Genomic DNA, 19,086 nt, shown 5'->3' with positions numbered 1-19,086 from the left:
AATTCAAGCGGTGAGACGCTGACGCGGATGCAATATTAGCAATGGCACATTTATATCACATTTGGACTCAATTTGCCGCTTTCGCGCAATACTATCTAGGATAGTGTTCTAAAAATTGGTAATCGTGACCTGCATCGGTCTGAGAAGGGGCCGGCTGTTGTGAGGCTGGGGCGTAGCAACGATGCATCATGGTGCGGGGTCCGAAGACTATTTCAGGCTGAGCACGCCAGCGTCTGCGCTGGACGCCATCCTGTGCAAAAACGGAATTACCCTGGACTATCCCGCGACGGCTGCGGGCCGTGCCGGTGAAGCCGGTTTCGTGTTGGGCCTGCAGCGTCAGGAGCCGGCACTGGACCGGATAAAGCTCGGCAACTATTTCGTTCCCATCATTCCCTTCCCGCAAGGTACGATTGGGCTTGCCAGCCTGATCCTCGACCCATCAGGCCATTTGCGCCGCGACGAAACGATCAATGTCTATCTGTCACGTCGGACCTTCGACCAGATCGCCGACACGCTTGGCACCGAGCGCATCGTCGAACTTCCGCTCGCGCCTGGCATCGCCACCGGCGACACCGTCATTGAAAATCTGTTTTCCTGTCTGATCCCGGCTCTGAAACAGCCCGACCGGACGAGCGCGTTGTTCATCGATCACGTCGGCAAGGCTTTCAACGCCCATATTGCCCAGCGCTATGGGCGCATGCAGATGGCGCGATCCGCCGTGATCGGCGGCCTCACGCCCTGGCAGTTGCGCCGCGCCCGCGACACGATCAATGCCCGATTGGATCAGGATGTGTCTTTGGCGCAGCTTGCCAGCGACTGCGGCCTCTCCATCAGCCATTTTGCCCGCGCCTTCGCGCGCAGCACCGGCGTCCCGCCGCATCGCTGGGTGATGCAACGCCGCGTCGATCGCGCCAAGGAACTGATGCGGGCGGGAATGCCCCTAGCCGAAATCGCGCTGATGTGCGGTTTTTCGGATCAAAGCCACCTGACCCGCGTCTTTTCCCATACCGTTGGCCTCACGCCGGGCCGATGGCGGGAATCGCAGATATCAGCCGCTTTCGACATGGCACCGATCACGGTTGTTTGACGCCCGCCCGTAGATGGGTTCAGGATGGCGGATGAGAGCGCGGCGCAAAGGCGCCGCACCATCACCCCGCCGAACCTCCTCAGTAGCCGCCGCGCACGCCATCCAGCAGATGCGGGAGCGACTTGACGCCGTCGTCGCGAAGCTCGACCGGCAGCAGCCCTGCCGGCAAGTCCTGGTAGGAGACCGGACGTAGGAAGCGGCGGATGGCGAGCGTCCCGACCGAGGTCGTGCGGCTATCCGATGTCGCCGGGAACGGGCCGCCATGCACCATGGCATGGCTGACCTCGACGCCGGTCGGCCAGCCATTGGCGAGGATGCGGCCGACTTTGCGCTCCAACACCGGCAGCAGCTTGGCGGCAGTGGGATAGTCGCCCGCTTCGATCTGCAGCGTGGCGGTGAGCTGACCTTCAAGCTTTTCGGCAACGGCTATCATCTGCTCGATGTCCTTGCAGCGCACCAGAAGGCTTGCCGCACCGAAAACTTCGTGGCCCAGGCGCTCATCGGCCAAGAAAGGCTCGACATCCGTCTCGAAGAAAATGCCGGGGCTGCGATTGACGCCTTCGGCCGGTGCACCGTGCGCGACGGTCTTGACCGCCTCATGCTCTGCGAGCGCGGCAACGCCCTTATCGAAGGCTGCGTGAATGCCCGGCGTCAGCATCGGTGCCGGCGCGCGGCCGGTCAGGGCATTGCTGGCAGCCTGGACGAAACGGTCGAGATCGGGGCTATCGATCGCAAAAATCAGGCCCGGATTGGTGCAGAACTGGCCGGCGCCGAGCGTCAGGGAGTCGATGAAGCCCGTGCCGATCGCTTCCGCGCGAGCCGCAAGCGCTGCCGGGAACAGGAAGACAGGGTTGACGCTGCTCATCTCGGCATAAACCGGGATAGGCTCCGGCCGGGCCGCGGCGATTGCGCCTAGCGCCACACCGCCAGCGCGCGAGCCGGTAAAGCCAACCGCCTTGATATGCGGATTGCGCACCAGAGCGGCACCGGTCTCATTGGCGCCGGTCAGGAGCGAGAAGGTGCCTTCCGGCAGGCCGCAGGCAACGACGGCGGCGCGGATGGCGCGGCCGACCAGTTCACCGGTACCCGGATGGGCAAGATGGCCCTTGACCACGACCGGGCAACCGGCCGCCAGCGCCGAAGCGGTATCACCACCGGCAACCGAGAAGGCGAGCGGGAAGTTGCTGGCGCCGAAGACGGCGACAGGGCCAAGCGGGATCTGGCGCAGGCGCAGGTCCGGACGCGGCAGCGGCTTGCGCTCCGGCAATGCCGGATCGACCCGCAGGTCGAGCCATTCGCCCGAACGAACCACCTGCGCGAACAGCCGAAGCTGACCGACCGTACGGGCGCGCTCGCCCTGAAGGCGGGCCACCGGCAGACCGGTTTCTTCGGTCGCACGCTCGATCAGCGCGTCGCCGATCTCTAGGATATTGGTCGCAATCGTCTCCAGGAACGTCGCGCGAGCCTCTGGGCTGGTAGCGCGATAGATGTCGAACGCCTTGCCGGCCAACTCGCAAGCGCGGGCGACCTCCGCCTCGCTGGCGATTGCGAAGGCTGGCTCCAGGTTCGCGCCCGTCGCCGGGTTGATGGCGCGCACGGATTTGTTGTCGCCGGTCGAATCCGCGCCGATCAGCAGATCGCCGCTAATCACAAAAGACTGTGTCATGGGTATTCCTTGATGATGCCAGAGCGCCGGGAGTTGCGCCCCTCAGAAGCAGATAGCAAGATGAAATGACAGATGTAAGATGATAACCGTCATCTAAATATCAAGCCTTATCCGGGCAGATAAAGCGGCTGCGACCTTATGCACCCCGGCGCCGCGAAATCAAGGATGCTGCTGCACGCTCAAGCCACCATCGACGGTCAGGCAGGTGGCATTCATGAAGGGGCATTCGTCGGAAATCATGAAGACGGCGGCAAGCGCGATCTCCTCCGGCGTCGCGATCCGTCCACCCGGATGCAGCCGCAGCGTCTCCGCCTTGGCAACTTCAGGGTCGGCAAAGCTGTTCCAATAGTCGATTACCTTCTGTGTCGCGACATAGCCCGGCGCCAGCGCGTTTACCCTGACACCCCTAGCCGCATATTCGAGCCCCAGCGATTTTGTCATGCCGAGCAGGGCATGCTTGGCAAGCGGATAGGGAAAAGTGTGCGGGATAATGGTGAAGGCATGCGTGGAGGCAATGTTGAGGATCGCGCCGCCACCCCCGGCAATGATGCCGGGCAGCACTGCCTTGCAGCAATTCCAGGCCCCCTTGAGATTGATGTCGAAACAGCGCTGCCACTCCTCATCGCTCGTCGCCAGCGGCTCGGAAAAAACATTCACGCCGGCATTGTTGATCAGCGCATTGAGCTGACCAATCTCCCTGCCCGCCTGCGCCACCATAGCCTGGATCCTTGCGGCGTCGGTTATGTCAGCCGCCGCATAGCCGAGCGCGGCACCCGCCGCCTTCAACGCTTCTGCCTCGCGCGTCAACAATGCGCCGTCCATGTCGATAAGAAACAGGCTTGCGCCCTCCGCGGCACAGGCCTTGGCGATCGCCAGACCGATACCCTGCGCTGCGCCGGTGATCAGGATGCGCTTGCCCGAAAGACGGTTGCTCATGAGGGTTCCTTTCTTGAACTGGAAGCCGCTAGAGCAGCTCAGCGCTTCACGGAATTGCTGAACTGCTCTATCTCTTTGTTTTCACGCAATTCCGGACGGAAAACCGCTACGCACTTTTCCTGGAATTGCTCTAGGCGATCGTTTCCGGGCGCAATTGCAGGCTGACCATCATCGCCTCGCCGGGCTCCAGCACGGTGAGATCGCCGAGGTCCGGTAGGTTATGGCCGTTTGCCAGATGCGACATCGGCTCGAAACAGAAATAGTCGCGCTGGAAGCCTGGATCGAAGCCCGCATCCGAAATGAAAATGAAATACTGTTTGAGCCGCCGATCCGCCGTCAGGCGAAGCCGCGCATTATGCTCGGGCCAAGCGATCTCAGCGACGCCGTTCCACCCTTCGAAACCGTTGTTGACCCAGCGATGCGGCAATCCACGCGCCATCGCGAAATCCAGGTCGTCGGGAATGTCCGCCGCCTCTCCCGGCAGCCAGCCCTCCACTTCCGTCCAGAACTGCCGCGCCGGCGCCTTGAGGGTCGTCGCGGGCGTCAGCGGGAAGTAGGGATGCCACCCCAGGCCGAAGGGAAGCGCCTCCGGTCCGAGGTTCGTGACTTGAAGGGACATGTCGAAGCGATCGTCATGAATGGCGAAGCGCTGCCGCGCGTCATAGGCATAGGGCGTGCCACCGCCTTCATGTGAGAAGCCGAATTCCGCCTCGCTGCCGCTCTGACTCAGAACAGCCCATTCCGATTGCCAGCCTTCGCCATGCAGATAATGAGGGTCCCAATCCGTATTGGGCTCGAGGACATAATCCCCGCCCCGAAACGTGAAGCGATTGCCCTTGACCCTGTTGCCGAAAGGAACGAGCGGATAGCAAGCGGAGGAGAGCGCATCGGCATCGTCAGACTGTGCTTCGCGCAGCAACGACAGACGCGTGCCGCTCCGCTCCCACCAGAGGCCGAGCACGATGCCGCCGCGCGTGGAAAGCCGTGCGGTCAAGCTGCTGCCCGTGAGCTCTACCACCGTCATCTCCGCCGTTATCCTCCGCATGCATCGGTGAATTCGTCTCGGACGGTAGTTTTCATCATATTTATTGTCAACATAGGTAGTATTTATATAGAGTCCGTTGCGGGATCGCGGCGCTTGGCGATCTCGGGGGGATAATCGGAGAGGGGACGTGGGCGGCGGCAAAACCAGGGAAAAGTTGACTGCGGCGATGCCCGGGCTTTCGGAGGGTGGCAAGCGCAGCGTGCGCGAAGCGCTGCTGCAACGCTTCATCGACAAGATCATCTCCGGCGAAATGGCGGAGGGGTCGACGCTGCCGAACGAGGCGGAACTGACCGAGCAATTCGGCGTCAGCCGCACCAGCCTGCGCGAAGCCATGCAATATTTGGCAGCCCTCGGCATGATCCGTTCGCGCACCCGCGCCGGCACCACGGTGCTGCCGCGGGAGAACTGGAACTATCTGGATCCGCTCGTGCTCGACGCCACCCTGCGGCTCGGCAATGACGAGCGTTTTCATGCCTCGCTGATCGAGGCCCGTCAATTGCTGGAACCGGCCGCCGCGGCCCAGGCCGCCGCCAATGCCAATGCTCACCACCTCTTTCGCATATCGAAGGCCTTCGAGGAGATGGTAGAGGCCAATGCCCGCGACAGCGAGGCCTGGAGCCGGGCCGATCTCGAATTTCACACCGCGATCATTCGCGCCAGCGGCAACTGGGTCTATCTGCAATTCGCCACCGCCATTCGCGCAGCCCTGCTCGCCAGCTTCCGCCTGACCAACCGTGCCAGTCCGTCGCATGAACAGGCGATCGCCATGCATCAGGAGGTGTTGGAAGCCATCCGCATGCGCCGCCCGGACGATGCCCGCAGCGCCATGGAGCGCCTGATCGGCGTTGCCCGCGATGAGATTTCGGATGCGCTAAGGAAAGCCCGGACCTAACCGTATGGTATTGCGGCCGAGTTCATGCCAATTTACCGGCCATCCGAAAGACTGAACGCGGCCAAGTTGTCATGTCCATTGCGCTCCTCGCCGATCCGATCGTCCAGTTTTGCATCTTGGTGGTCGTTGGCACATTCGTCAGCCGTTTCCTGCTTCGCCACCGGCGCGCCGGGCGGCTGATCGGACAGATCGCGTTTTTCGTCAGCCTGACCGCGCTGCTGCTCTATCACGGCATCGTACCCTATGAGCCGACGCCGCCGCAGGCGCAGGACACGGTGACGCTGCGTGTCTTCACCGGCTTTGCCAAGATCGTCTGGTGGATCAACGGCGCCTGGGTGCTGGTCGCCTTCGTGCGCCTGTTTCTGATCTTCGAGCGCAAGCCGCGCGAAGCCCGGCTGCTGCAGGATCTCGTCGTCGGCGTCATCTATCTCGGTGCGGTTCTCTCCGTGGTCGCGGATGTCTTCAGCGTACCCGTGGGCACGCTGATCGCGACCTCGGGCGTTTTCGCCATCATTCTCGGTCTTGCGCTGCAGAGCACGCTCAGCGACGTCTTCTCCGGCATCGCGCTCAATCTCGGCCGGCCCTATTCCGTCGGCGATTGGGTGGTGCTCGACAATGATGTCCAGGGCCGTGTGGTCGAGACCAACTGGCGGGCCACGCATCTGCTGAGCGGCACCAACGATCTTGTCGTAATCCCGAACAGCGCCCTTGCCAAAAGCCGGATCACCAATCTTTCCAGTCCGGACGAAAGCCACGGCGTCACCATCACCGTCCGAGTCCAGCCGACCACGCAGCCCAAAGTCATCGCGGATGTCATGCGCAACGTGCTGATCAGTTGCAACACCATCCAGAAGACGCCCGAGCCCAGCGTGATGATCAATTCGATCGACGGGCAGGCCATTGAATTGCAGCTCAATTTCCGCATCCGTGACATATCGCAGATGACGGCTGCCAAAAATGAGATCAACGACCTCATCTATCGTCATTCGAAAGCAGGCGGGTTGAAGCTCGCAGGCCCGCCCGACGCCATCACGATGCCGTCGGAGTCCCAGGCCGAGACGGCGAGCGCCGCCCAGCATCCCGGTACGCCGTGGCGGCTGCTCAACAATATTCCGCTGTTCTCCTCGCTTACCGAAGATGAGAAGGAACATCTGGCGTCCCGTATGCAGCGCCGCACCTATCACAAGGATGCCGTCATCGCCGAACAGGATTCGCTGCTGCGCTCGCTTACCATTGTGCGCTCAGGCGTTATCAGCATCACTCGCAGGGAGGCACAGCGACAGATCGAACTGACGCGGCTCGCTCCCGGCGATTATTTCGGCGAAGGCGGCCTATTGATGGGGTCCGGCGAAGTCGGCACGATCCGGGCACTAACCTTCGTGGTAACCTACGAGATCGGTGAGGATTGCCTGGCGCCCCTGCTGCACGACCGGCCTTCCATAGCCGAAGAGCTGGGGACGATCATGTCGAAGCGCATCGAGGCCGAGCGCCATCTCTTCAGCACCAGCGACATATTGGTCAACGGCGCGCCCATCGGCTCTCTGACCTCACGCATCAAGCATCTGTTTCAGCTACAACACGACTAGTTGGACTGCGCCGGAGGTATCATCACAGGCGGTGCCGTGAAGAACGTCCTGGCATCTGCGCTGAATTCTTCACGCGATGTCGGCCGCGTGTAGAACATGTGCCCGCCGCGATAGAGCTTTAACGCCACGCGGTCGGCAAAGGCCGGCGGCAGATGGTCGAGCACGTATTTGTTGACGCCGAAGGGCACGATGAGATCGCTATAGCCCTGTGCTACCAAAAGCCGGAAAGACGGTACGAGGGTCAGCATCTCTTTGATGTCATCCGTCCCGCTGGCATGCAGGCGCGAACCGCCGTTACGGCCGCCCCAGTTCCAATGCTCGTTTACCGAACTCGACAGCAGATTGTAGGTCATGTCGGTATGAAAACCGAGCTCGTCGCGCGCATAGCTCGAAAAAGCGCCGCCATAGGCGCGAACGAAGCCATCGAGGATAGGGTCGTCACTGCGGCCGGCCTCCGATTCCGGATAGGGATCCGGCGCCAGGAACGAAGCATCGTAAGAGCTGACGATATCGGCGCCGTCGCCATCGGAATGTTTCTGATACACTCCGCCGAGAAAGCCCTGGTTCTTTGCGACGACATCTTCGGGAATGCCGGTCAGCTTGGCAACGCGATCGTAGAAAGCGCGACCGGCATCGCCGGTTGGTGGCTTGCCTGCGAGCGCGGGCAGATATTCGTTCAGTGCAAATTTTTCGGCATCGGCGACACCCTGCTCGCTGAAGGCATTTTTCCGCTCCAACTCGGCGGCGGCCAGCGACGGCAATTCGAATGCCGCACCGAGTGCCAAATCGTTCGCTCCGAAGACAAGCCGCCCTTCGATCAGCGGCGACAGCATGACAATGCCGGAGATCAGAATACCCTGATCCTGCCGCAGGCTGGTGGCGACTTTTGCCGCGCGCAGCCCGCCATAGCTTTCGCCGAGAATATATTTCGGCGAGGCTGCGCGTCCGTTGTGGGCGATATAAAGCGCAAGCGCCTTCGCGAGGCTCTCCGCATCCGCCCGCGTAGAGTAGAACTGGTTGGCGTCATCTGGCTTGACCGTTCGGCTCCAGCCGGTGCCGATTGGATCGATCAGGACGAGATCGGTGAAGTTCAGCCAGCTATGGGGATTGTCGATCAGTCTGGCATTGGCGCCGTCCCGGCCGCTGGGGCCGAAATCGAGAATGCGCGGTCCGACCAATCCGAGGCTGAGAAAAGCCGATGCAGCGCCCGGACCGCCATTGAAGACGAAGGTGACCGGCCTGTCGGCATCCCGGTTCTTGGCGACATAGGCGGTATAGAAGATCGCCGCAGTGCGCTCGCCGTCCTGGCCGAAGAGATCGAGCGTGCCCGCTGTCGCCGTATAGGGAATGCTTTTACCTTCGGCATTCAGCACATGGTCGCTGACCGCATCGGCCGGCAACAGGGAGAGCACGCCGCCACCTCCGCCGCCGGCAGGGCGGCCTTGCTCCGGCGGTGCGGCAAGGGCCAGTGTCGAGACGAGGGAAAAGACCAGCGCAAGGCTCGGAACGATCTGGCGAAAAGACATTGGAACGCATCCTCCATCGGCCCCGCGCATCGACGCCGTCGCTTCGGATACTATTCCACTGACCGCGAAAGCGGAAACTCAAGAGATGTTGATCGCCGATCGGCTCGCCGCATCCCTTTGAAAGCAAAAGGCCATTGAGCGCCATCCGGCCATTTGCCAAAGTGCCGTCCGAGGAAGCGAACACTCGAACCAGACCGCAAGGAATTTGATAATGAAACAAGAGATCGAAATCAATGCTGCCGATGGCGTCGCAAAAGCCGCCATCTTCCGCCCCGACAACGGCGCCGCCGCCGAGCGTGGCATCATTTTCTATATGGACGCTATGGGTCCCCGCCAAGCGCTTTACGCCATGGCACAGCGGCTTGCCGATTCCGGCTATATCGTGCTGTTGCCCGACCTCTTCTATCGCTTCGGCACCTATGGCCCCTTCAACGGCACGTCCTTCGGTGATCCGGCCTCACGCGAAACAATTATGGGGATGGTACGCGGCACGTCGCAGGAGATGACCAAGCGCGACAGCGCCGCTTTCCTTGATGCGCTGAAGGCCGCCGGCGCCATCGGGCCGGTCGGCACCGTCGGCTATTGCATGGGTGGTGCGCGTGCGCTGACGGCAGCGGCCGCCTATTCCGACCGCGTCGCAGCCGCAGCCACTTTCCACGGCGGAAATCTTGCCAGCGACGCTGAGGATAGCCCGCATCGTCTGGCCGCGGATATCAAAGGCCGCCTCTATATCGGTGTTGCCGGTGTCGACAACAGCTTCCCGCCGGAGCAATCCGCCCGTCTCGCCGAAGCGCTTCGCATAGGCGGTGTAGATCATGCGATCGAGAACTACGTCGGCATGGCGCATGGCTGGACCGTTCCCGACCACGGCGTCTACGACGAGACCGGCGCCGAACGGCATTGGAAGCGCCTGTTGAACCTCTTTCAAGAGACGCTGGCTTGACGCTACCTACCCTTTTCCAAGGGAAGCGGTGTCAGAACTTGATCATGTCGATCCTTGTCAGCGTCGTCTTCCGTGAAACGCCCGGCGCATTGACCATGTGCCAGGCGACATATTGTTCGCCGTAGAGCTCTGTGGACGACATGCCGTCGACGGGAAGGATGACGTCCATCCCGTTCAGCGCCGCATCGGTTGCCGTGTCGAGAACCGCATCCTCGGACGCCGTGCCAGTGACGATCACGGTCTTGATGCCCTTGTCGGCGAGTATGTTGCGGAGATTGGTGCCGATGAACTTGTCCGGGCCGGACTTGACGATCGGGTCGCTTGCCAGCGGCGCAAGGTCCGTGGCGATATCCTGAGGTTCGCCCGCACCGGCCAGACTATAGACCACGAACACGCCCTTGGCGCGCGCCTCGTCGAGCATTGTCTTGACCTTCGGCACGGAGGCGAGGCAACGCGGCTTGATGTTCTTGTTGCACGGCCCCTTGGTCGGGTCCTGCGCGCCGTTGAAATCGAGGATCAGCAGCGCCGTCGTCTTCACATCCACCGTCACCGGCTTCAATTCCGGCGCCGCTGGCGGCTTTACCTTCTGCCAGTCGTCGATAATAGTCTGGGCGGAAGCCGGAATTGTGCCGAAAGGACCGATGGTCGCGCTCAAGGCAAAGCTAACGCCGAAAGCAAAAGCAGCCTTTTGCACCATGCTGCCGATATGTCTCATGAAATCGCTCTCCTGAACCCCAAAGGTTCCGTTGGCCCGACGCTGCAACCTGGATAGGTCAAACCCCGGAGCTTGATAACGAAACTCTTCGTGATCCCGGTGTTATCGGAGAGGGTATCCGATGTCTTTTGGGACGAGACAAAGTAAGGCGGACGGCGAACTAGGAGCTGGCCTGCTCCGCATGTCTACGGCGTGGCCACCGGCCCATTCGCCTTCTTCCAGGCAGCAATCCCGCCCTCGATATGACAGGCGGTTGTCAGGCCGGCGTCCTGCGCCGCTTGCACGGCCATCGCCGATCGCTCGCCGAAGGCGCAATAGAAGACGATCCGCTTGCCGGTGGCCGCTGCCAACTCATGCAGCATGCCGCCCGCGCTGATGTTTTCCAGCAAATCCGGATAGGGTGCGTGCAACGAGCCGGGGATCGTTCCGTGCTTTTCGCGCTCGCTCCTCTCGCGCAGATCGACGATCGCGATATCCGGACGGCCGCGCAACGCCAATGCCTCGGCGGCCGAGACGGCCCAGCCTTTGCGCGCGATCTCATCCTGATGAAAGCCGACATGAACATTGGCCGGCACCGCCACATCCATCATCTTCGGGTTGGGAAGTTTCAGACTGTTCATGAGGTCCGCATACTCGTCGGCCGACCGAACCTTGAGGCGCGGATTGAACAGCTTCTCCTCACCGATGGTCGAAACAGTATCGCCCTTATAGTCGTGGGCCGGATAGACCAGCGTCTCGTCCGGCAATTTCAGGAGCTTGTTGAAGATCGAATCGTACTGCTGAAGCGGGTTGCCGTTCTGGAAATCGGTGCGCCCGGTGCCGCGAATGAGAAGCGTGTCGCCGGTGAACACGCGGCCGCCCATCAGGAAGGAATAGGAATCGTCCGTGTGGCCCGGCGTATAGAGCACGTCGAGGCTCAAACCTTCGATCGAAACACGGTCGCCTTCCGCCACACGCATGGAAACGACGTCGGCAAGCGTCTGCTCGCCCATCACCGTAATGCAATGCGTGCGGTCGCGCAGCGCACCCAACCCGGTGATATGGTCGGCATGCAAATGCGTATCCACGGCCTTGACCAGCTTGAGGTCCAGCTCCTCCACGAGCTTAAGATAGCGGTCGACTTTCTCGAGCACGGGATCGATGATGAGCGCCTCGCCGCCCCGCCGGCTGGCGATGAGGTAAGTGTAGGTACCGGATACACTGTCGAAGAGCTGGCGAAAGATCATCTGCGGCTCCCTTGCGCAAGCCTTGCCCCGGATCAAATCTTTTCCTGGTTATAGTTATCTACGTTTTAATAATTTAGGCAACGACAAACCATGAGGATCTCTTTCGCCCCGAAGGCGCCGCACGGATGCTTGGATTTTCTCTCGTAAGGACGACGCCAAATTTAGGGAAGCCGAGCAGTTTTTTGAAAAACCTCGACCGAAATGCTCGCCATCGAATCCCTCGGAATGATCGAATTGCAGCGACCAGCAAAAGGCAATGGCAAGGTCCCTAAAGAAGTATCTCAATAATATGACAATACTTCTATGTTCCCCTAAAGGAAAAAAGCGCCCACCTGCAAAGCGGTAACAGGCAGGCGTTAAATATTCAACGAGTTCAAGCTAAACGATAATTAAATATCGTCAATCGTTAAATAAGCTTTATGGAAATTTTGGCCTCGCCTGACGGCAGAGATAATTATTACACTATCATCCGACATATACATAAACGGCACTACGTGCCCCAAGAAAAAGCCCCGCCAATCGGATGAGGCGGGGCAAAGCGGGGAAAGCTCCCTCAGATATGAGAAGGGAGCGGAGCGTAGTAAATCAGCACTATCCGAACCGCACGAGGTCAGTTCCGATCAATGCGGTACGCTGCGCATGAAAAAGCTGGCAAGCAGCCAGCCCTAAGAGCATCACACCCCTCTTCGCCCTTTTTGCCGAGAAGACAACCGGCACGGCCGAGCCTATAAAAAGCTCCGACGCTCCGTTCGAAAAGGCATGATCTACTCTGCGATTCAGCTACCGGCACGCGCCTTCATCGGACGATCAATGGCTGATCTCGCGAAAAGCAGCAAACACGTGTAGAATTTTGAACTCAGGCGATACGGTCCAGTCGGTTTGCGGGCGTCCGGCGACGCAGGTTGGGGGATATGATGGCATTGACGATCGCTTCGCAGCTACAGTTTTCTGCAGGGCCGTCATTCCAATGACGGACAGTCTCGCATTTCGTCCTCGCGGACTAACCCGTCTCTGCCGCGAGGAATGGTTTCTGGCGATCAGCATTCTGACCTGCCTAGTGATCTTCGGCTCCGAAGATGACCTGTTTCGGCGATTGTCGGATCCAGTTTGGCTCGCAATAACTTTCCTCGGGCTTTTTGCCGCCGTGCTTGGTTCTGCGCTTTCCGTCGTCCGGCATGCCGACCATCTCGCGGAACGACTTGGGGAGCCGTACGGCACATTGATCCTGACGCTCGCCATCACTTCGATTGAAGTTATGGCTATTTCCGCCGTCATGATCCATGGCGAGAACAATCCTACTCTTGCTCGTGATACGCTTTTTGCGGTGATCATGATCATCCTCAACGGCATGGTGGGACTGTCACTGCTGTTCGGCGGCTGGCGCCGACCGGAGCAGTCGCATAACCTGCAGGGCGCCAACGCCTATCTCGGTCTTATCGTGCCGCTGGCGACGCTAAGCCTGATATTGCCGAGTTTTCTATATAGCACCGGAGGCCCGCATCCTTCCTTGCCGCGACAGATGGTGCTCGGAATCATCTCTGTTGGCCTCTACGGCATATTTCTGATGCTTCAGGCGGGCCGCCACCACCATTTTTTCGCCGAGGAGGGCGAAGTGCCGACCAAACCGGAGCCTCGCCCCGGCCGCAGGGCGATATGGCATCATACCCTCCTGCTGTTCGCCTATATGGGACCGGTGGTCTTCCTGGTCGAAGAACTTGCCAAGCCGATCGACTACGTGATCGAAACGTTGCACGCCCCCGTCGCATTCGGCGGCGTCGTCATGGCCGTGCTGGTTGCCACGCCGGAAGCCATCAGCGCGGTGCGGGCCGCCGCCGCCAACCACTTGCAGCGTTCGATCAATATCTTCCTCGGTTCGGTCCTTTCGACGATCGGGATCACCGTCCCCGCCATGCTCGCCGTCAGCTATCTCTATGCCCATCCCGTGACGCTGGGGCTTGAAGGCAGCGATCTCGTCATGCTCGTTCTGACGCTTGTCGTCAGTATCATTACCTTCGCCAGCGGCCGGACCCATGTCATGCAGGGTGCCGTTCACCTCGTTCTTTTCCTGTCTTACGTGCTGCTCATCTTTCAGCGGTAAAGTTCGCATCATTCCCGTCCAGGGCCACTCATATGACCATCGAGCTTCTGATCGCAAGATATGGCCTCCTGGCAATCTTCCTTGGGGCTGCCATCGAGGGAGAAACCATGGTGATCCTCGGTGGCGTGTTCTCGCATCGTCACCTCATGACCTATTGGAACGCAGCCGCGGCCGCTTGCGCCGGTTCTTTTATCGCCGACCAGACGCTCTTTTTCATCGGCCGTTATGCCCGGCACTATCCGCGCGTCCAGAAAATCATCGCGAAACCGGCGTTCGCACGCGTCACGCATCTTCTGGAGCGCCATCCCACCGGCTTCATCTTCTCCTTCAGGTTCATCTATGGTCTGAGGGCAATCAGTCCGGTCGCCATCGGGATGTCAGGCGTTTCAGCGATAAAGTTCGCCTTGATCAACGCCGCAGCGGCCTTGATCTGGGGGTTGCTCTTCACTGGAATAGGCTATCTGTTCGGGCAGGGTATCGAGCAAGCCTTCGGCCATCTGCCGTTGCACCACCACGTCCTGATTGCAGCGGGGATCATTATCGTCCTGCTTCTTATCATGATGACGTTCCGAAAAAGCCGGCCTGCGTGATCAGCTTCGGCCCTCTCCGGTGCGGCTCATACTAATTGCAGGCCAAGGGGCTATTGCAATTTTTAGCAATGCCGCTTCATAGTGTCACATGCCTTGATCCATCGGCGCTGCTTGGTCGCCGGCGAGGTGCGCATGAAGACTGGAACTCGCAAGTAGGGGGGTGTCAGGAATGCGTGGGGGATTTTCTCAAGGTCTACAATTTTGCGGCGTGCTCGTCTGCACGATTTCTCTTCAGGCATGCGACGGCAGCAACAATACCTATGTCGCCCCGCCGCCGCCGAAGGTGCGCGTAGCGCTTCCTTTGCAGCAGGCCGTCACCCGATATTTCGAACTGACGGGAAATACCGCAGCGATCAATTCCGTCGATATAGAGGCGCGCGTCCAGGGATTCGTCGAGTCGATCGACTACCGGGACGGTATGCCGGTCAAGAAGGACACGCAGCTCTTCGGCATCCAAAGCAATACCTACCAAGCCCAAGTGGATCAGGCGCAAGCGACGCTTGCCTCCGCGCAGGCATCCCAGGTCGGCGCCGATCAGGAATATCAGCGGCAGCTCAATCTCACCAAGCAGAAGGTCACGACGCAGACGGCCCTCGACAGCGCCAAAGCCACGCTCGATCAGGCGAACGCCACCATTCAAAATGCCAAGGCGAGCCTTGATCTTGCAATGATCAATCTCGGATATACGAAGGTGCTGGCACCTTTTGACGGTCTCGTAACTGCCCATCTCGTCGATATCGGCGCTCTTGTCGGCGTATCCGGCCCGACCAAGCTCGCGACCATCGTCCAGACGGATCCGCTCTATGTCAATTTCAGCGTCAGCGAGCCGCAGGTGCTGATGATCAAACGGGGCATGGCGGCGCAGGGTCGCACCTTCACGCAGACCGATCTCCCGGCGATACCGGTTGAACTCGGCCTGCAGGGCGAGGCCGACTACCCCTTCAAGGGTCATCTCGACTATGCCTCGCCGCAAGTCGATTCCTCCACCGGAACCCTGTCCGTGAGGGGCATCGTCGACAACAAGGATCACGCCCTTCTGCCCGGTCTTTTCGTCCGCGTGCGCGTCCCCCTCGGTCACGAGGACAAGGCGCTGCTGGTGCGGGACGATGCGATCGGCACCAACCAGCAGGGCAGCTACGTGCTGATCGTCGGAAAAGATGAAGCGGTCGAGCAGAAGCTGGTGAAAACCGGCCAGCGCGAAGGGCCGCTGCGCGTCATCGAATCCGGACTTGATGCCGGCGATTGGGTTGTGACGGAAGGCATTCAACAGGCCATTCCCGGCAGCAAGGTCGCGCCGGAGAAGGTCGCGATCGACGCAGTCGCAACAGCAAACGCGTCGAGCAATGTTGCGACGACAATCGATACGCCTCAGGCCGACGCATCCAAATCCGAGGCGGCAAAATCTGATACGGCCAAGTCCGATACGCCATAACTCGCTTTCGTTCTCACGCCAATATCCGAGGAGGACAGCATGATTTCGCGCTTCTTCATCGAGCGGCCGGTGCTCGCGAATGTTCTGGCGCTTGTCTTCGTCCTCGTCGGCGCGGTTGCGCTCTTCCAATTGCCGGTTGCGCAATATCCGAACGTCGTCCCGCCGACGGTCCAGGTAACGACACGTTATCCCGGCGCGAGCGCGAAAACCCTCGTCGACACGGTTGCCCTGCCGATCGAACAACAGGTCAACGGCGTGCAGAACATGCTCTATATGCAGTCGACGAGCGCCAGCGACGGCACCTATTCCCTGGTTGTAACCTTTGCGATCGGCACGAATCCCGATCAGGCGCAGGTCCTCGTGCAGAACCGTGTTGCCATAGCCATGTCTTCGCTGCCGCAAGCCGTTCAGCAGCAAGGCGTCACGACACAGAAGAAATCGACGTCCATTCTCGAATTCGTCAGCCTCACCTCGCCGGACAGCCGGTATGACAGCCTTTTCCTCTCCAACTATGCCGTCATCAACCTGCAGAATGAGTTGGCCCGCCTGCCCGGCGTCGGCAATGTCTCGGTGTTCGGCGCCGGCCAATATGCGATGCGCATCTGGATGAATCCGGATCTCCTGCAAGCACGCGGCCTGACCCCGCAGGACGTCATCAACGTCGTGCAGCAACAGAGCCAGGAAGTGACGGCCGGTCAGGTGGGCATACCGCCTGTGCCGCCCGGCCAAGATTTCCAATACACGCTCAATGTCAGCGGGCGCCTGAACGACGCCGTCGATTATGAAAACATCATCGTCAAGGTCGATCAGGAGAATGGCGGACGCATCACACGCATCCGCGACATCGGTCGCGTCGAACTCGGCGCCCAGACCTACGGCCAGTCCTTCATGCAGAACGGGCACCCCGCGGCGGGTATCGGCATTTTCCAATTGCCGGAAGCAAACGCCATCACCGTCGCAAAGGACGTCGCCGCGAAAATGGCGGAGCTCTCGAAGAGCTTTCCGCCGGGGCTTGCCTATCAGGTTCCCTTCGACACGACCAAGTTCGTGACGGCGTCGATTGACGAAGTCTACGTGACGCTGATTGAGGCCGGTGTCCTGGTGCTCGTCGTCATTCTCGTCTTTCTCCAGGATTGGCGCGCAATGCTCGTGCCGGCAACGACCGTGCCCGTGACGATCATCGGCGCCTTCGCGGCAATGGCGGCGCTTGGCTTCACCGTCAATCTCTCGACGCTGTTTGCCATCGTTCTTGCCATCGGCATCGTCGTCGACGACGCCATCGTCATAGTGGAGGGTGTCGCTCGCCATATCGAGGAAGGGATGCCGGGCAAACCTGCTGCCGAAAAAGCGATGGACGAGCTGTTCGGCCCCGTTATCGGCATCACGCTCGTGCTGATGGCAGTGTTCATCCCGGCGGCCTTCCTCCCCGGACTGACGGGCCAGCTCTATAAGCAATTCGCACTCGTCATTGCCGCGACTGCATTCATAAGCGCGATCAACGCAATGACACTCAAGCCGACGCAATGTGCGCTCTGGCTGCGCCCGCCTGTGCCGCCCGAAAGGCGCAACTTTTTCTACCGCGGCTTCAACAAGGTCTACGACCGGGCGGAACATGCCTATGCCAGGCTGATCAGCGGCATGGTTCATCATAGCGGCATTGCGGTCCTCGTTGCCTTGGCGCTGATCGGCGTCGCGGTGTGGGGACTCACGCGCCTGCCGACCGCTTTCCTGCCGGTCGAGGATCAGGGCTACGTGCTGATCAACGCTCAGCTTCCCGACGGCGCCTCGAAGGAGCGTACCGACGCGGTCATGGAACAGGTCGGCAGGATTGCTGAGCAGACGCCCGGCGTCGACCAGGTGCTGACCATCAGCGGCATCTCCATCCTCGACAATAGCGCGAGCTTGCCCAATGCCGGCGTCGCCTATGTCGTGCTGAAGGATTGGGGCATCCGCGGCAAGGAAAAGGGACAGGACCTGCTGTCGATCTACCAGCATTTGAACGGCGCCCTGCAGAATATATTGATGGCAAAGACGCTGGTGGTCGTCCCCCCACCGATCCAGGGCATCGGCAATGCCAATGGCTTCACCATGCAGGTCGAGATCCGGAACGGCAATTTCGACTTTCCGCTGCTTCAGGGTCTCGCCGACACCATCGTCAAGAACGGCAATGCGCAATCGGCACTGCAGCGGCTGAGCACGTCCTTCCGGGCTGATGTTCCGCAGCTCTCCGTTTCCGTCGATCGCATCAAGGCGGAGACGCTCGGGGTGACCGTCGGACAAGTGTTCTCGGCGCTCTCCGGTTACGTCGGATCAAGTTACGTGACGCAGTTCAACAAATTCGGACGAACCTTCCAGGTCTATGTGCAGGCATCTCCCGAGTTTCGTATTCGCCCCGACGATATCCGCAACCTAAAGGTCAAAGCCGGCGACGGCACCATGGTGCCGCTCGGCACGGTGGTAGACGTCACCAGCATGCAGGGCCCGTCCCTCATCAGCCTCTATAACCTCTATCCCACCGCCACGATCGTCGGCGGAGCCGCCAACGGCTTCAGTTCCGGACAGGCGCTCGATGTCATGGAACAGATAGCCGACCGCACGCTATCGCCCGGCTCTGGCTTCGAATGGACGGCGCTGTCCTATCAGGAAAAGGCAGTCGGCAGTCAGATCTATTTCATCTTCGCGCTTGCCATGCTTCTCGTCTATTTCGTGCTCGCCGGCCAATATGAAAGCTGGATCCTGCCTTTGGCCGTGCTGCTGGCGGTGCCGCTTGCCCTGCTTGGAACGGTGGGAGCGTTGAGCGCTGCCGGCGTCGCCAATAACCTCTACACACAGATCGGGCTTATCCTTCTGATCGCGCTTGCCTCGAAAAACGCCATTCTCATCGTCGAATATGCGCGGGAGAGACGCGAACAGGGCATGGAGATTCTGGATGCGGCAGTCGAGGCGGCGCGCTTGCGCTTCAGGCCGATCCTGATGACGTCCTTCGCCTTTATCCTCGGCGTCGTGCCGCTCGTGCTAGCGACAGGCGCCGGCGCATCCGCCCGCAAGTCGATCGGCATATCCGTCTTCAGCGGCATGATCGCCTCGACCTGTCTCGCAGTGCTCTTCGTTCCCTCGTTCTATGTCGTGCTGCAACGAATCGAGGAATATCGAAAACGCCGGCCGGTCACGCAGCCGGTTTCGCAAGCGGCAGATTGAGGGCGGGAAAACTGTCCAGATGCGGGTGCTATTCGAGAGCAATGCGCCGCGAGCCGGCCTTCGGTTGAAGAAGAACCATCCGGTCGGCCACCCTTTACGGCACGACGACCGGAACACAGGCGCCGCCACTCTTGGCACAATAGCCG

13 protein-coding genes and 1 pseudogene are annotated in these 19,086 nt (G+C 60.4%); 8 read left to right on the top strand and 6 right to left on the bottom strand.

Translation table 11 applies throughout. The annotated features are described in order from the left end of the window. Positions 1 to 181 precede the first annotated feature (181 nt). Entirely contained in the window at positions 182 to 1,087 is a 906-nt protein-coding gene (locus K290_RS0120500; RefSeq protein ID WP_028753609.1) for an AraC family transcriptional regulator, read from the top strand. Between the two features lie 79 nt (positions 1,088 to 1,166). Here the strand turns inward: K290_RS0120500 and K290_RS0120495 are convergent, their stop codons facing one another. The 3 genes from K290_RS0120495 to K290_RS0120485 all read right to left on the bottom strand — a co-directional run bounded on the left by K290_RS0120495 (position 1,167) and on the right by K290_RS0120485 (position 4,713). Further along, positions 1,167 to 2,753 carry an aldehyde dehydrogenase (NADP(+)) gene (locus K290_RS0120495; protein WP_028753608.1) on the bottom strand — a complete coding sequence of 529 codons (1,587 nt, stop codon included), beginning with the start codon at positions 2,751 to 2,753 and terminating at the stop codon, positions 1,167 to 1,169. A gap of 159 nt (positions 2,754 to 2,912) precedes the next feature. Further along, positions 2,913 to 3,689 carry an SDR family oxidoreductase gene (locus K290_RS0120490; RefSeq protein WP_028753607.1) on the bottom strand — a complete coding sequence of 259 codons (777 nt, stop codon included), beginning with the start codon at positions 3,687 to 3,689 and terminating at the stop codon, positions 2,913 to 2,915. Positions 3,690 to 3,819: 130 nt separating this feature from the next. Beyond that, positions 3,820 to 4,713, bottom strand: coding sequence for an aldose 1-epimerase (locus K290_RS0120485; protein ID WP_028753606.1), 894 nt, complete (start codon positions 4,711 to 4,713; stop codon positions 3,820 to 3,822). Positions 4,714 to 4,900: 187 nt separating this feature from the next. Between K290_RS0120485 and K290_RS0120480 the strand changes: the two genes are divergently transcribed. Both K290_RS0120480 and K290_RS0120475 read left to right on the top strand, forming a co-directional pair. After that, complete coding sequence (locus K290_RS0120480; protein ID WP_051264169.1) at positions 4,901 to 5,626, top strand: FadR/GntR family transcriptional regulator; 726 nt, start codon at positions 4,901 to 4,903, stop codon at positions 5,624 to 5,626. Between the two features lie 71 nt (positions 5,627 to 5,697). Further along, positions 5,698 to 7,212 carry a mechanosensitive ion channel family protein gene (locus K290_RS0120475; RefSeq protein WP_028753604.1) on the top strand — a complete coding sequence of 505 codons (1,515 nt, stop codon included), beginning with the start codon at positions 5,698 to 5,700 and terminating at the stop codon, positions 7,210 to 7,212. Here the strand turns inward: K290_RS0120475 and K290_RS0120470 are convergent. Continuing rightward, positions 7,209 to 8,738 (bottom strand): S10 family peptidase, encoded by a 1,530-nt coding sequence (locus K290_RS0120470; protein ID WP_037135869.1) that lies wholly within the window; start codon positions 8,736 to 8,738, stop codon positions 7,209 to 7,211. The genes K290_RS0120475 and K290_RS0120470 overlap by 4 nt on opposite strands. Positions 8,739 to 8,949: 211 nt before the next feature. Here K290_RS0120470 and K290_RS0120465 point away from each other — a divergent pair, with 211 nt between their 5' ends. Further along, entirely contained in the window at positions 8,950 to 9,681 is a 732-nt protein-coding gene (locus K290_RS0120465; RefSeq protein WP_028753602.1) for a dienelactone hydrolase family protein, read from the top strand. 31 nt (positions 9,682 to 9,712) lie between these two features. On the opposite strand, the gene K290_RS0120460 is transcribed toward K290_RS0120465, so the two are convergent. Together K290_RS0120460 and K290_RS0120455 are read right to left on the bottom strand one after the other, a co-directional pair. Next, on the bottom strand, positions 9,713 to 10,396 hold the full coding sequence (locus tag K290_RS0120460) for a cysteine hydrolase family protein (protein WP_028753601.1): 684 nt from the start codon (positions 10,394 to 10,396) through the stop codon (positions 9,713 to 9,715). A gap of 185 nt (positions 10,397 to 10,581) precedes the next feature. Continuing rightward, positions 10,582 to 11,622, bottom strand: a complete 1,041-nt coding sequence (locus K290_RS0120455) for an MBL fold metallo-hydrolase (RefSeq protein WP_028753600.1) — start codon at positions 11,620 to 11,622, stop codon at positions 10,582 to 10,584. Positions 11,623 to 12,589: 967 nt separating this feature from the next. Between K290_RS0120455 and K290_RS0120450 the strand changes: the two genes are divergently transcribed. From K290_RS0120450 to K290_RS0120435, 4 genes and pseudogenes are all read left to right on the top strand, one after another. Next, positions 12,590 to 13,720, top strand: a complete 1,131-nt coding sequence (locus tag K290_RS0120450; RefSeq protein ID WP_028753599.1) for a calcium:cation antiporter — start codon at positions 12,590 to 12,592, stop codon at positions 13,718 to 13,720. A 32-nt stretch (positions 13,721 to 13,752) separates the two neighbouring features. Then, on the top strand, positions 13,753 to 14,310 hold the full coding sequence (locus K290_RS0120445) for a DedA family protein (RefSeq protein ID WP_028753598.1): 558 nt from the start codon (positions 13,753 to 13,755) through the stop codon (positions 14,308 to 14,310). 169 nt (positions 14,311 to 14,479) lie between these two features. After that, positions 14,480 to 15,667: pseudogene (locus K290_RS34635) on the top strand (efflux RND transporter periplasmic adaptor subunit); the annotation flags it as partial. A 114-nt stretch (positions 15,668 to 15,781) separates the two neighbouring features. Further along, a complete protein-coding gene (locus K290_RS0120435; protein ID WP_028753597.1) occupies positions 15,782 to 18,940 on the top strand; it encodes an efflux RND transporter permease subunit in 3,159 nt (1,052 codons plus the stop codon). The last annotated feature ends 146 nt before the right edge of the window (positions 18,941 to 19,086 follow it).

This window comes from Rhizobium leucaenae USDA 9039 (assembly GCF_000426285.1).
Taxonomy (GTDB): domain Bacteria; phylum Pseudomonadota; class Alphaproteobacteria; order Rhizobiales; family Rhizobiaceae; genus Rhizobium; species Rhizobium leucaenae.
Note: the sequence above shows the minus strand (reverse complement) of the source record. Positions and strands in the feature narration are given on the sequence as shown.

Coding starts and splice junctions, on each gene's coding strand:
- K290_RS0120500 (WP_028753609.1), top strand. CDS start 182: ATGCATCATGGTGCGGGGTCCGAAGACTATTTCAGGCTGAGCACGCCA.
- K290_RS0120495 (WP_028753608.1), bottom strand. CDS start 2,753: ATGACACAGTCTTTTGTGATTAGCGGCGATCTGCTGATCGGCGCGGAT.
- K290_RS0120490 (WP_028753607.1), bottom strand. CDS start 3,689: ATGAGCAACCGTCTTTCGGGCAAGCGCATCCTGATCACCGGCGCAGCG.
- K290_RS0120485 (WP_028753606.1), bottom strand. CDS start 4,713: ATGACGGTGGTAGAGCTCACGGGCAGCAGCTTGACCGCACGGCTTTCC.
- K290_RS0120480 (WP_051264169.1), top strand. CDS start 4,901: ATGCCCGGGCTTTCGGAGGGTGGCAAGCGCAGCGTGCGCGAAGCGCTG.
- K290_RS0120475 (WP_028753604.1), top strand. CDS start 5,698: ATGTCCATTGCGCTCCTCGCCGATCCGATCGTCCAGTTTTGCATCTTG.
- K290_RS0120470 (WP_037135869.1), bottom strand. CDS start 8,738: ATGTCTTTTCGCCAGATCGTTCCGAGCCTTGCGCTGGTCTTTTCCCTC.
- K290_RS0120465 (WP_028753602.1), top strand. CDS start 8,950: ATGAAACAAGAGATCGAAATCAATGCTGCCGATGGCGTCGCAAAAGCC.
- K290_RS0120460 (WP_028753601.1), bottom strand. CDS start 10,396: ATGAGACATATCGGCAGCATGGTGCAAAAGGCTGCTTTTGCTTTCGGC.
- K290_RS0120455 (WP_028753600.1), bottom strand. CDS start 11,622: ATGATCTTTCGCCAGCTCTTCGACAGTGTATCCGGTACCTACACTTAC.
- K290_RS0120450 (WP_028753599.1), top strand. CDS start 12,590: ATGACGGACAGTCTCGCATTTCGTCCTCGCGGACTAACCCGTCTCTGC.
- K290_RS0120445 (WP_028753598.1), top strand. CDS start 13,753: ATGACCATCGAGCTTCTGATCGCAAGATATGGCCTCCTGGCAATCTTC.
- K290_RS0120435 (WP_028753597.1), top strand. CDS start 15,782: ATGATTTCGCGCTTCTTCATCGAGCGGCCGGTGCTCGCGAATGTTCTG.